The sequence below is a fragment of the Acinetobacter sp. YH12108 genome, from assembly GCF_013419055.1.
GTDB lineage: Bacteria > Pseudomonadota > Gammaproteobacteria > Pseudomonadales > Moraxellaceae > Acinetobacter.
In genome coordinates, this window is sequence record NZ_VPAW01000005.1 from 125862 (window position 1) to 138287 (window position 12426).

The following is a 12426-nucleotide window of genomic DNA, read 5'->3' on the forward strand; positions in this document are numbered from 1 at the left end:
CCTTTTCGGTGTATATAATGGGTTCAATATAAATTAATTTATTGGATTATTTATGTCCGATTGGCCACCAAAACCTGAAAATCAAATACAAAATACGCAACAACCAGTTCAACCGACTGGCCCAGAATGGAAACTGCTGGAAAAAGCAGTTTTAGCTTCAGTAGAAGAGCAACGACGGGCACGTCGCTGGGGGATCTTCTTTAAATTTCTGACCTTCGCTTATCTGCTGGTTGTCATTCTTGCGCTGGGTAAAGGCTGTAGCATGAGTGCTTCTGATCCAAGTGCAGGCGCAGGTGCACACATTGCTGTGGTTGATATTATTGGCACGATTGCCGCAGACAAGCAAAGCGTAAACAGTAGCAATACCATCAAATCACTCAAAAAAGCCTTTGAAAACAAGCAAAGTAAGGCTGTCGTTTTAAATATTAATTCACCGGGTGGTTCACCAGTCCAGTCAGATGAAATCTGGCAGGAAATCCAGTATCTGAAAAAACAGTATCCTGAGAAAAAACTCTATGCCGTGATTGGTGATACCGGAGCTTCTGGTGCTTACTATATTGCATCCGCTGCAGATGAAATCATTGTCAATCCATCGAGTCTGGTCGGTTCAATTGGTGTGATCATGCCGAACTATGGTGTGAATAACCTGCTGCAAAAACTTGGAGTTGAAGACCGCACCATGACTTCAGGTGAAAATAAAGCTTTGCTGTCCATGACACAGCCGGTTGATCCTGCGCAAAAAGCGCATGTACAAGGTGTGCTGGATAATGTGCATGGTCACTTTATTAATGCTGTAAAGCAGGGACGTGGAGCTAAATTAAAATCGACTGATCCTGCTATTTTCTCAGGTCTGTTCTGGACCGGTGAACAGGCGGTGAAATTGGGTATTGCAGACCGTATTGGCAGTTTAAATACTTTGAAGCGTGAACTAAAAACTGAAAAAGCACTGAACTACACTATTGAATATAGTCCATTTGAGTCAGTACTGGGTCGTATGGGTTCATCGATTGGTGAAGGAATTGCAACTTCAGTGGCACAGAAACTTCAGTCAGAAAATAAAACGACCTTACAATGAAACCATTGATTCATTTTGCGCACGCCAATGGCGTGCCATCTAAAGTCTATCAAAAGCTGTTTGAAGGACTACAAGATGATTACGATATTATCTATGTGCCGTTATTAGGGCCTGATAAGCGTTATCCGATTGATAATCACTGGAAAAGTCTGACTCAGCAGGTGATTGACAGTATTGTGCGCCAATCTCATGGACGTCCGGTAATTGGTTTGGGGCATTCATTAGGTTCAGTCCTGAGTTTTCAGGCCTCCTTACAGCGTCCGGAACTTTTTTCGCAAATGATTATGCTTGATCCGCCGATGATCATGGGCAAAGAAGCCTTTGCGTTGCATATTGCAAAAACTTTTCGCTTAAAAGCACTGGACCAGATGTCACCTGCAGGTTTGTCGAAACGCCGTCGTGATCATTGGGAGTCTCGGGAACAGGCAGCTGAACTGCTACGACCGAAAGGCTTTTATCAGGATTTTGATGCAGATTGCTTCCAGGCTTACATTGACTATGCCTTAAAGGATGATCCGGTTCGAGGTGGAGTTGAACTCACCATTCCTAAAATGGATGAAGTGAATATCTTTAGAACCAATCCATCGCTATGGTGGTTACCTCAGGCTAAACCAAAAGTACCAGTGCATCTGGTGGTTGCCAAGAAAGGTCCATTTTTGGCGCGCAAATTTCCGCAGCGAGTGCAAAAGAAATTTGGCATTCCATTTACAGTGGTAGATGGTGGGCATATGTTCCCATTGGAGCAGCCTGAGCAAGTAGCGAGTCTGGTCAAACAACTGATTCAGCAACAGTCTGCTTAAAGCTCATCTCATCTAAAGAAATAAAAAAACGCGTCCGAAGATGCGTTTTTTTATATTTGGACTTTTAGAATTTGCAGAATTGAACAGGTTCTTGCATTTTTGCATTACGGTACAACACACCTTGTTCAGTATGCTGAATTGTCCCATTACAAATCCATTCTACCACTTGTGGGTAAATCAGATGTTCCAGTACATGTACCCGCTGCGCTAAAGTGTGAGTCGTATCTTGATGCGATACTTTTAATACACCCTGTGCTAAGGCTTGGCCGGCATCCAGTTCGGGGGTGACATAATGCACTGTACAACCATGCAAAACATCACCAGTATTCAGGACGCGCTGATGGGTATGCATGCCTTTGTAATGTGGCAAAAGAGAAGGGTGAATATTCAGCATTTTCCCTTCCCAAGCTTTCACAAATTTTTCACTTAAAATTCGCATAAAGCCCGCAAGTACGACCAGATCGACATCCCACTCCAGAAGCTGCTGATGCATGACATCATCAAAAGCTTCCCGGCTTGGATACTGCTTATGTTCAATGACTGCGGTCGGAATTCCTGCTTTATGAGCGCGCTCTAAAGCAAATGCTTCAGGCTTGTTGGAAAGCACTCCGACAATTTCCCCTGACAGATGGGCATCTATCAGGGCTTGCAGGTTCGATCCACTGCCTGAAACAAGTACAGCAATTTTAATCATGCGAATTACGCGAAGATCACACGAATTTTTTCGTCTGCACCTTCAACAGATTCAGCATTATCTGCAATGTGACCCATTGCCCATGCTTTCTCGCCCAAACCGTTGAGTAACTCTACAGTTTTGTCTGCTTCGGCTGCATCAACAACAAGAACCATACCTACGCCACAGTTAAAGGTACGATACATTTCAAACTGTTCTACACCACCTTCGCGTTGAAGGAGTTTGAACAGCTCAGGCCATTCCCAAGAAGATTCATTTACGACTGCTTGAGCACCGTTTGGTAATACGCGAGGCAGGTTGCCTGGTAAACCGCCACCCGTGATGTGTGCCATTGCATGTACATCAACCTGTTTTAGCAGTTCAAGAATCGATTTCACATAAATACGTGTTGGTTCCATTGCAACATCAGCAAGTGGACGACCATCAACGATTTGATTCAGGTCAACATTTTTAACTTCAAGAATTTTACGAAGCAACGAATAACCGTTTGAATGTGCACCAGAAGATGCAACACCAATGAGTACATCACCCGCTTTTACTTTAGAGCCATCAATAATTTTGCTTTGCTCAACTACACCGACACAGAAGCCTGCAAGATCGTAATCTTCACCTTCATACATGCCTGGCATTTCAGCAGTTTCACCACCAACCAGTGCACAGCCTGCAAGTTCACAGCCAGCACCGATTCCTGTTACGACATTTGCAGCCACGTCCACATTTAGGTGACCAGTCGCATAATAGTCCAGGAAGAACAGTGGTTCAGCACCACAAACGAGAAGGTCGTTCACACACATTGCAACCAGATCTTGACCAATGGTGTCATGACGGTTCAAATTCAGTGCCAGACGTAATTTTGTACCAACACCATCTGTGCCTGATACGAGAACAGGTTCTTCATAACCTTTAGGGATTTTACAAAGGGCGCCGAAACCGCCTAATCCGCCCATTACTTCAGGACGTTTAGTACGCTTAGCGACGGACTTGATTCGGTCGACTAACGCGTCTCCCGCTTCAATATCGACACCTGCATCTTTATAGCTTAAACCAGTGTTTGGGGTAGAAGTTGAGTTGCTCATAATGAAGTCTCCGCATTCGCGCGGGGGATTATAACCTGAATATGCAAAACTCTTATGGTATTTATGCCCTAAAATGCTATCTTTATTAAAATATTTTACTTTTTATAACGATTAATAGAGAGAAGGCGAAACTTTATGGTAGATCGCACATTGCGTCGCGTGTTTATCCTAGCTGGGATAGCTTTGTTGTTGTGGATTCTATATTTACTAAAACCCGTTGTAATTCCATTTGTTGCAGCGTTTTTGATGGCTTATCTGTTTAGTCCGCTGGTAGATAAACTGCACGATATCGGTCTGCCACGTTGGCTCTCTATTAGTATCGTTTTTACTGGAATCGGGATTGTTATGATCCTGGCGATCTGGTATCTGGTGCCGTTGATCTGGCAGCAGCTGATTTATGCGCGTGACAATATACCTGCGGTCATTGGCTGGATTAATTCAACCTTTTTGCCATGGTTGTCGAATACCTTCAATGTCGTTGAAATGGAAATTGATACCACACAGATTTCTGATGTGGTCATGGACTATGTGCAAACCAATTATAGTGCTGACAGTATTCAGGCCTTCCTGCTACGCCTTGCACAATCTGGAATTAACTTCTTGCAGATTGGCGGTACGATTGTCCTGATTCCAATTATTGCATTCTATTTCCTGCTGGATTGGGATCGTATGCTGGAAAGCTTGCGTCGCCTGATTCCACGCCCTTATGAAGAAAGCACCTTAAGAATTGTAGGTGAATGCCACAGTGTGCTGGGCGCCTTTGTCAAAGGACAGTTTCTGGTGATGATTCTGCTGGGAATTGTTTATGCAGTGGGCTTACAACTGATTGGTCTTGAAGTCGGTTTGATTATTGGCATGGTGGCAGGCCTGGCCAGTATTATTCCTTATCTGGGCTTTGCTGTCGGTATTATTGCGGCTGTGATTGCAACTTTCCTGCAGTTTGGGATTGACTGGTGGCAACTGGTTCTGGTTGGTGTGGTCTTTATGGTCGGTCAGGCTGTAGAAGGTTATGTACTGCAACCATTCCTGCTTGGCGATAAAATTGGCTTATCACCAGTAGCAGTTGTATTTGCGGTACTGGCGGGTGCTCAACTGGCGGGTTTCATGGGGATGCTAATTGCATTGCCGGTTGCAGCCGTCATTGTGGTTCTATTGCGACATGCACGTGAATATTACGAACATACACACTTTTATGGAAATCAGGCTGTCATTATGAATGATCCGGCTACAGGTTCCATAAGCGTAGAAACTTCAGACTTAGATGTTGATATTGAAATGAAAAAGTCAGAAGCAAAACCACTGCATGAGGGAAAGAAATCAAGTAAGATGGATGTACCTCTTCATAAAGACTCATAAGGCCATCAGAATCATATGCGTCAATTGCAGCTAGATATAGAACCTCAACTCGATGCTCGAATTAGTGATTTTTCGGGCCCGGGATGGGGTCATGTAATTGACGCAGTCCGACAGCTGCATGCAGGCCTAATCAGCCGCTTTTATGTGTATGGCGGAGCTGGAACAGGGAAAAGTCACTTACTCTCTGCCATTTGTGATTCTTATCTGGAAATCGGTAAGACTGCTATACAGGTGTCTTTGCTGGAGCTTCTGGATGCGCCTACTGAAGCCATTACTTCGCTGGACCGGTTTGACCTGATCGCACTGGATGATATTGAAGCCATTAGTGGGGTTCCACACTGGCAACGCGCCGTTTTTCACTTGATTAATTATAATGATGAAGGCGGTGGTCAGCTGGTATTTTCTTCCCGTTTTGCACCCATTGAGTTAAAGCTTGAATTGCCCGATTTGCAGTCCCGACTCACGCAGGCAGTCAGTGTCCGTGTCCCAAATGGCAGTCTTTATGCGGACCGATTTGCCTTGGTATCCTCGGTATTGGACCGACGCGGTATTCATCTTGATCCACAGATTTTTGATTATTTGCTAAATCACGGACCACATCAAACTTCCGTGCTTCTACAAACATTAGAACAGATTATTCAATTACTTAAAGGCGAAAAGCTGAAGGTCAGCAATGCTAACCTGCGGCAGATTTATGCATTAATTGATGAATATCGTTAAATTATAAAACATCTTGAGTAATTACTCAGTCTATGCGAAAGTAAGGCAAAATAATTCGCTGTTGCAAGGAAGATGCAACTTTAGAAGAAAAAGAAAGAAATAAAAAATTAAGGAGAAGGGTATGCTCAAGAAGAGCATAGGCATGGCTTTGCTATGTATGGCGGGGCAGGCATATAGTGCAGAAATTATTGTAACTACCACAGAAGATATTGAAAAAGATGACAAGGAATGTTCACTTCGAGAAGCTGTTGAATATGTGAATCGTGGCCTGGCTAAAGAAGGTTATATGGGCTGTGGTGGCGAAAATGCTATTGGCACCATTATCTTAAAAGAAAAAACGACCTATGTACTGAATAAGCATATCCCGATCAAGAAATCAGTAACGATTAAATCTATCGCAGAAGTAGATGGTGAATTTAGTAGTACCGATAAGGTAATGGGGTTATATAACGCTCATATTCAAATGAAAGGGACAGATAATCTCTTCCGTATTAGCAATGATGAAGAGCTGATTCAAGTCAATTTAAAAGAACTCGACCTTGAAGGTTGCGGTAAAAGCAGCTGTGCCGAACAAGGTGGCCTAATTCATAATAAAGGTAAATTGGTGATTGATTACAGCCGCTTATACAAGGGAGCTGCGAGTCAAGGTGGTGCCATTTATAATGTGGGGAAATTTGGCCAGAATCTGATTGCTTTTGCCGAAATAAAAACCAGCCTGATTGAAAATAATCAGGCGCAACAGGGTGGCATACTCTATAGCCAGCTTCCATACTTTCTGGTTTATCAAAGCGTTTTAAAGAATAACCAGACGCTGAATAATAATGCTACCAATATTTATACAGCGGGCCAAGTCGATAATCCTGCCGATATTCAATCCATTAATGCTGAAGTCCTAAGCAGTACCCTGTTAAAAAATAAGGGAGCACTGATCAATGTGATTGATGGAGTGGGAATCAATAACCTGACAATAGTGGACAATACAGGTACAGCACTACGTATTAGTGCCCCGAATGGTAAAGCCTATGTGGCGAACAGTATTATTTTAAGAAATGGTACGCAGGATTGTCAGATTGAAACTACGGATAAAAGTACGATTCACAATAACCTGGTAACAGCATCTTGTGGTACAGGTGATGCTGCGTATCCAAACCAGATCTGGACAGGTACTCGCTTGTTTGCAGAGGCTTCAGATCAAAGTGAAGGTGTTTGTCTAAATTTAAAACAAAATAGCGATGCTATTCTATGTCCTTATAGCGTTCCTAAAGATCAGTTCTTGGGCTATCTACGTCCTCGTATCCTGTTGAATTATAATCAGGTTAGTGATTCACCGATTGTAAATAGAGGGACTAGCTACAATAGCAGCAATCCTTCAGTCAGCTGTGAGGCGTCAGACCAACGCGGTGTAGACCGTTTACTAGATAACTTATTTTGTGACCGTGGTGCGATTGAAATTACAGTTCCAACATCTACCAGTCTGGTTGGACAGGATCTTCTAAAAGGAGAGACTGCAAAGTTTTCAATTGAATCTGCTTTAGGAGATAGTGATTTAATTCCTAAAGAGCAATGCAATAACATTATTGGAGAGAATCCAAAGGGTGAGCCTTGGCAAGATGGCTGCTTACAGGTTATCCAAACCAAAACTGTTTCCAAGGGCAAAACAGTCATTGATATTGATGGGAATGTTGTTTATACCCCAGATTCACAATGGCATGGTGCTGACATTTTTGAAATTCAGGTAGTTACTTCCTCTACACGATTTAATAAGTCCAAACCTTATCTGGTTTTAAGTACCCAGATTGTACAGGAACCTAAAAATGAAATGAAAGACAAGTCTGTGAAGACCTCGGGTGGGGCATGGGGGATTGCTGGCTTAATGGGCTTGATAGGGTTGATCGGCCTACGTCGCAGATTAAAAGATTAAGGAAAAATCATGAAAAATTATAAAAAAGGACTGCTTGCAGCCATGATTTTATCTGCCATGAGTTTAATGGCAGCCGAAGATAAAACCATATATGTCACTACATTTGCTGACGAGGACGGGGAAAATACCAGTGCCTGTTCCTTGCGTGAAGCCATTAAGACAGCCAAGCTGGATAAATCCTATGGAGGATGCAATGTTGGCCGTACATTGCGTAATGATGGTTCCGCTCCAGATGTCATCCAACTCGAAGCTGGGGAATACAAACTCAATAGTGAAATTATTGTTGAATCCCATGTCAATATTTTTGGAAAATCACCCTTCAATTATACTCAAAGAAGTCCTATTACCTTTTTATATCCAACACGTGAGGCTTTAACAACCACCATTTCAGGCCAAGGGAAAACCCGCTTATTTAATACGGTCGCTAGCCAAGCCAGCATGGTGGTAAATGGTGTCATCCTGAAAGATGGTTATGCTGCAAAAACCAGTCTGGATAAAGGTAATGGTGGAACATTTTATGTCGCCGGTCCTCTAAGCCTCGTGAATAGTGAAATTGTAAATTCACGAGCGGCTGCAGAAGGGGGAGCAATTTATGCAGTGGCGATGAATAATGAAAAAGTTATCAGGATTCAGGATTCCTTAATTCATCAGAATAAAGCAGCTACATATGGCAGTGTCTTGGCTATGGATTGTGTGGGGAATTTGGGCAGTACAGAGACCAAGCTAGAAATTAGCGCAAGCAGCATTGTCAAAAATGGTTCTACTGATACGGCCAGTATTCTGGACTTCTGTGGTTATGCCAAAGCTGATATTAGTAACTCTACGATTGCAAAAAATACGACCAGTACTACAGGTCATATTTTCCGAATGGCTAATGAAATCAGCCGTCCATTAAGTTCTTTCTTCACTTTTAGTGCCATTAATAACACGATTGTCGAAAATACTGCTCGCTCTACCATCTTTTATGACAATACTGGTAATTCGAGTCTGGCTTATAACGTGTTGGCCTTTAACCAGGGCTTGTCTTGTGAATATGCCTTGAATGGTGGGAATCCAAGTAAAGAACAAGGTGTAGATTTATTTACTGCTTATAATGCGATTCATACAAGTGGTTCCTCACGCTGTATATTACCTGAACTGGCAGAAAACAGTGTTTCAACGAATATTGATGTATCCAGTAATCAGATCACAGATCTATTAACTGCTTATATCGAACCTTCTGTAAATAACCGTTATTTAGGGATGTATTATCCTATTGATCGACAATCGAATACGGATCTGGTCAATATCGGTACAGAAAGTTGTGAAGAAACTGATCAGCGTGGAATTGAGCGGTTGACTAAGGCAACCTTATTATTTAATCCGGACGCAAAAAATTCCTGTGAAATTGGGTCAGTAGAAATCCGGCGCTTAACTGCAGCAGATATTTCTGGCCTAAAAAATAGTTCTTTAACAGAGTTGCTGGATTATTATCAGGAAAATATTGATGATATTAATTCTATTCTGGCCGATAAGAATACAAAACCTGAGGAAATACAGGGCTTAAAGGAAGAGCTAAAAGAATATGAGGATCTTTTAAAATATACCAAGCAATACCAGAAATATCGTGCCATATACGTTAATCCATTTAGTTTGGTCATGCCTCAAGAAACTTTAAATAATACTCAAGTACAAGCTAAAGCATTAAATTCACAAAATTATGAAATTACAGTGCAATCTTTAGGTGTAGGGTCTTTATCTGGATCAGGCAGTTCATTAATTGTTCAAGGTGCGCCGAATGACCCAAATTTAAAATGTGAATGGAAGCCTGACTTAAACCGTATCATGATGTATCGTACTGATGGCAAAGTAACCAGTCTCTCGGATACGGAGTATTGCCGTTATACAATTAAAGACAAGCAGACAGGTGCCAGCAGTACAGGTATTTTGCAGGGCGCATTTGTAAATATTAAACCGATTGTAAAAAATGATGAATATAGAATTAGCGCAGAGAACAATCTGACCGTAACTGTGAATCCATTAGAGAATGACAGCGATGATGGTGATGGTCCACGGATGAATGGCAAGGCTGCTTTCTATCGTGATAAAGATGGTCGTGAGATTCCAATTCGCATTGTCAAGCTTCCTGCCGGAGTAAACCTTTCCGCAGAGCGAGAAGGACCATGCCCAGGAAATTTTGCAGGTGAAACCTGCTATGGTGGAAAATTAACCTTTAGTGTGAAAAATACTTTTAGTCAGTCAGATTATGATATGCAGTATCATGTTTTTGATGCAGATGAGTTGATGTCAGATACAGCTAGAATTAACTTAAAAAATACGGCTAAAAATACCAATACATCATCAAGTGGTGGTGGTCCATTTGGAATTTGGGGATTGTTCGGATTATTAGGTCTGGCAGGATATCGCCGAGTTAGAAAATAATTGCAGCATGAAAAAAGCCTCCAGATGGAGGCTTTTTTATTTAACTTAAATTAATGAGTTTTAGGTTGAGTGAGTTGCTGGTATTTCTGGATATATTCTTCACGGATCGCCAGTCGTTCTTCTGGTGTTGCTTTTTGCATCCGTGCCCCTAACTCCTTACGTTCCTGGCTGCTCATCATTTGCCAGGTTTCACGCATACGCTGCTTTTCAGCTTCAGGAAGCTGGGTGAACCAATCCATGCGTTGCTGTAAATTAATACGTTGCTGTTCAGGCATTTCTTTTAAGGACTGATAACGTTTAATTAATGCCAGTTGCTCGGAATCAGAAAGTGTCTCCCAGGTTTCGTTGACCTGCGTATTGGCATCTTTGGAAAAAATCCAAAAACGTTCAAATCCCGCAAAGCTGGTTTGCAGGAAGCTGAATGCACAAAATGCAATTGCTAATCTTTTAGCTGCCATGTGGAACTTTGTCCTCACCTAAAACCATTAACATTTCCAGATCTTCAAGCATCTGTGGAGAGAGTTTGGGGGTAGATACTGCCTGAGTCTGAGGTTCGTTATGGCTGACAATATTCGGTAGCACTACCACGCCAGCAATCGCAGCAGCCAGAGCAAAGCCAGACATTTTTAGAAATGCAAAGCGTGAATGTTGTGCGTCCTGAATATGCTCCAGCACATGATTCATCACCACCGGTTTATCCTTGTGGTGCTGTGCCAGTCCATCAAGTTTGGAAGTTACTTGCTTTAAGAAATCATCTTGCTTCATTCGGATGATCCTCCCAGATATGGATTTAAGTGTGCTAGAGAGGCACGTAGACCTTGAATAGCACGGTGATAATGGGTTTTCACACTGCCTTCTGTACAGTTCATAATTTGCGCTGTAGTTTGAGTATCAAAGCCTTCCCAGGCTCTGAGCATAAATGCTTGCTGCTGACGCACAGGTAATTTGGCAATCGCCTCCTGAATTTCTTCAGCAGTTACTGCCTGATCCAGAAATTCTAAAGGTGAGGGCGTAGATTCATCTACCAGATTGTCAAATTCGACTTCGTCGTCATCAAGGCTGACTTTTTTGAAAAAGGAAAAGGGCTGGTTGCGACGTGCTTCTTTACGACGCCAATCCTGTAATTTGTTATTCAGAATCGTATAGAACAGGGGATACCACTCTTCAGTGCTTTTCTCTGCATAAGATTTATGCAAAGCAATAAAAGCTTCCTGAACCAGATCCATTGCGATCCCATGTTGTCCCTGAGTCGCACTTTCCATCATCACCAAAGCACGCCCAGTCACGTCCTGCATGAAATTTTTCAGGCGAGACTCTGCCGTACTCTTTAGAATACTCGCATCTTGTGACTGCAACGGTTTCGGTGCTAAATCCATAGAGATGGAAAATCCTGTCATTGGATACCCACCATTATTCCCAAGTTCATGTGCATATAACGTTGGGAATAACGATTTGGTTGACAATAAAACTTATTATTTTTGTAGTGTAATCTATTTTATAAATACACTGACTGGAATTAAAACAATGTAACCTAAATACCGTATTAGATACGTTGACGCACCATCTCAAAGAAACAGATAGAGCCTGCAATGGCAACATTCAGGGATTCCTGTCCACCTGGCTGTGGAATAGTCACCGCTTCGGCATGTTGCAGGGCATAGTCAGATACGCCTTGACCTTCATTGCCCAGAATCCAGACGCAGGCTTTACGCAAGTCTTTACTGTACAGGCTGCTAGAACGATGTGAGCTGGTGACATATACCGGAATCTTGAATTGCGGTAAAAGGTCTTCCAGTGCGATATTTTCAAAAGTTTGCAAAGAAAAATGCGCGCCCATACCTGCACGTAATACCCGTGGTGACCAAAGAGATGCTGAACCCTTAGTACAAATGACCTGATCAATACCGGCAGCTGCTGCTGAACGTAGCAGGGTGCCAACATTACCGGGATCCTGCACATTTTCAAGGATTAGAGTGTCAGCCGTAAAATCAAGTGCCTGGCTTGAGCTTGGAATATCGACAATCGCCATACATGCAATCGAAGTGCCTAAGGTACTCAGGTCCTTATAAAGCGATTCACCAATGACAAAGACCACACCGGTATATTTGTTTAAAATAATGTCGAAATCAGGATGCGCTAAAGCATGTTCAGTCGTGAAGATCGAATTGATTTTCTTGTTTTCATGTAACCATGCAAGACACAGGTGCGTGCCTTCAAGCACAGTCTGTCCTTGTTTTTTTCGATAAGAATTCTGTTCAATTAAACCGCGTAAGTGTTTAATTTTAGGATTGTCTTTGGATTCAAGGAAGATGGTTGGCATAAGAAGAAAGTCCACGGCAGTCAATCAGAGATCAACTGCCGTT

General features: G+C 42.4%; 12 protein-coding genes. 6 read left to right on the forward strand and 6 right to left on the reverse strand.

Annotated elements, in window-relative coordinates:
• Positions 1–52 precede the first annotated feature (52 nt).
• Positions 53–1075: a signal peptide peptidase SppA gene (sppA, locus tag FTU46_RS04415; RefSeq protein WP_004784634.1), complete on the forward strand. Its 1023-nt coding sequence runs from the start codon at positions 53–55 to the stop codon at positions 1073–1075.
• Positions 1072–1875 (forward strand): alpha/beta fold hydrolase, encoded by an 804-nt coding sequence (locus tag FTU46_RS04420; protein ID WP_180033447.1) that lies wholly within the window; start codon positions 1072–1074, stop codon positions 1873–1875. Before sppA ends, FTU46_RS04420 begins: the two co-directional genes overlap by 4 nt.
• A gap of 64 nt (positions 1876–1939) precedes the next feature.
• On the opposite strand, the gene purN is transcribed toward FTU46_RS04420, so the two are convergent.
• Both purN and purM read right to left on the reverse strand, forming a co-directional pair.
• Positions 1940–2569 (reverse strand): phosphoribosylglycinamide formyltransferase, encoded by a 630-nt coding sequence (purN, locus tag FTU46_RS04425; protein WP_180104424.1) that lies wholly within the window; start codon positions 2567–2569, stop codon positions 1940–1942.
• Positions 2570–2574: 5 nt separating this feature from the next.
• Positions 2575–3645 carry a phosphoribosylformylglycinamidine cyclo-ligase gene (gene purM / locus FTU46_RS04430; protein ID WP_034170936.1) on the reverse strand — a complete coding sequence of 357 codons (1071 nt, stop codon included), beginning with the start codon at positions 3643–3645 and terminating at the stop codon, positions 2575–2577.
• Between the two features lie 135 nt (positions 3646–3780).
• On the opposite strand from purM, the gene cxpE reads away from it, so the two are divergent.
• The 4 genes from cxpE to FTU46_RS04450 all read left to right on the forward strand — a co-directional run bounded on the left by cxpE (position 3781) and on the right by FTU46_RS04450 (position 10063).
• A complete protein-coding gene (cxpE, locus tag FTU46_RS04435; protein WP_180104425.1) occupies positions 3781–5001 on the forward strand; it encodes a chloramphenicol efflux transporter CxpE in 1221 nt (406 codons plus the stop codon).
• Between the two features lie 15 nt (positions 5002–5016).
• Positions 5017–5721, forward strand: a complete 705-nt coding sequence (gene hda, locus FTU46_RS04440) for a DnaA regulatory inactivator Hda (protein WP_159124042.1) — start codon at positions 5017–5019, stop codon at positions 5719–5721.
• Between the two features lie 121 nt (positions 5722–5842).
• Positions 5843–7642 carry a rhombotarget A gene (gene rbtA, locus FTU46_RS04445; RefSeq protein WP_159124041.1) on the forward strand — a complete coding sequence of 600 codons (1800 nt, stop codon included), beginning with the start codon at positions 5843–5845 and terminating at the stop codon, positions 7640–7642.
• A 9-nt stretch (positions 7643–7651) separates the two neighbouring features.
• Positions 7652–10063: a CSLREA domain-containing protein gene (locus FTU46_RS04450; protein ID WP_159124040.1), complete on the forward strand. Its 2412-nt coding sequence runs from the start codon at positions 7652–7654 to the stop codon at positions 10061–10063.
• A gap of 50 nt (positions 10064–10113) precedes the next feature.
• On the opposite strand, the gene FTU46_RS04455 is transcribed toward FTU46_RS04450, so the two are convergent.
• The 4 genes from FTU46_RS04455 to FTU46_RS04470 form a co-directional block, all read right to left on the reverse strand.
• Positions 10114–10521 (reverse strand): DUF3106 domain-containing protein, encoded by a 408-nt coding sequence (locus FTU46_RS04455; protein WP_180104426.1) that lies wholly within the window; start codon positions 10519–10521, stop codon positions 10114–10116.
• Positions 10511–10828 (reverse strand): hypothetical protein, encoded by a 318-nt coding sequence (locus FTU46_RS04460; RefSeq protein ID WP_004784617.1) that lies wholly within the window; start codon positions 10826–10828, stop codon positions 10511–10513. The genes FTU46_RS04455 and FTU46_RS04460 overlap by 11 nt, the downstream gene beginning before the upstream one ends.
• Positions 10825–11439: an RNA polymerase sigma factor gene (locus tag FTU46_RS04465; protein WP_159124054.1), complete on the reverse strand. Its 615-nt coding sequence runs from the start codon at positions 11437–11439 to the stop codon at positions 10825–10827. The genes FTU46_RS04460 and FTU46_RS04465 overlap by 4 nt, the downstream gene beginning before the upstream one ends.
• Before the next feature lie 167 nt (positions 11440–11606).
• Positions 11607–12383 (reverse strand): RNA methyltransferase, encoded by a 777-nt coding sequence (locus FTU46_RS04470; protein WP_159124036.1) that lies wholly within the window; start codon positions 12381–12383, stop codon positions 11607–11609.
• Positions 12384–12426 lie beyond the last annotated feature (43 nt).

Excerpts from the sequence above, each read along its gene's own strand:
- sppA (WP_004784634.1), top strand. The coding sequence starts at position 53 with ATGTCCGATTGGCCACCAAAACCTGAAAATCAAATACAAAATACGCAA.
- FTU46_RS04420 (WP_180033447.1), top strand. The coding sequence starts at position 1,072 with ATGAAACCATTGATTCATTTTGCGCACGCCAATGGCGTGCCATCTAAA.
- purN (WP_180104424.1), bottom strand. The coding sequence starts at position 2,569 with ATGATTAAAATTGCTGTACTTGTTTCAGGCAGTGGATCGAACCTGCAA.
- purM (WP_034170936.1), bottom strand. The coding sequence starts at position 3,645 with ATGAGCAACTCAACTTCTACCCCAAACACTGGTTTAAGCTATAAAGAT.
- cxpE (WP_180104425.1), top strand. The coding sequence starts at position 3,781 with ATGGTAGATCGCACATTGCGTCGCGTGTTTATCCTAGCTGGGATAGCT.
- hda (WP_159124042.1), top strand. The coding sequence starts at position 5,017 with ATGCGTCAATTGCAGCTAGATATAGAACCTCAACTCGATGCTCGAATT.
- rbtA (WP_159124041.1), top strand. The coding sequence starts at position 5,843 with ATGCTCAAGAAGAGCATAGGCATGGCTTTGCTATGTATGGCGGGGCAG.
- FTU46_RS04450 (WP_159124040.1), top strand. The coding sequence starts at position 7,652 with ATGAAAAATTATAAAAAAGGACTGCTTGCAGCCATGATTTTATCTGCC.
- FTU46_RS04455 (WP_180104426.1), bottom strand. The coding sequence starts at position 10,521 with ATGGCAGCTAAAAGATTAGCAATTGCATTTTGTGCATTCAGCTTCCTG.
- FTU46_RS04460 (WP_004784617.1), bottom strand. The coding sequence starts at position 10,828 with ATGAAGCAAGATGATTTCTTAAAGCAAGTAACTTCCAAACTTGATGGA.
- FTU46_RS04465 (WP_159124054.1), bottom strand. The coding sequence starts at position 11,439 with ATGGATTTAGCACCGAAACCGTTGCAGTCACAAGATGCGAGTATTCTA.
- FTU46_RS04470 (WP_159124036.1), bottom strand. The coding sequence starts at position 12,383 with ATGCCAACCATCTTCCTTGAATCCAAAGACAATCCTAAAATTAAACAC.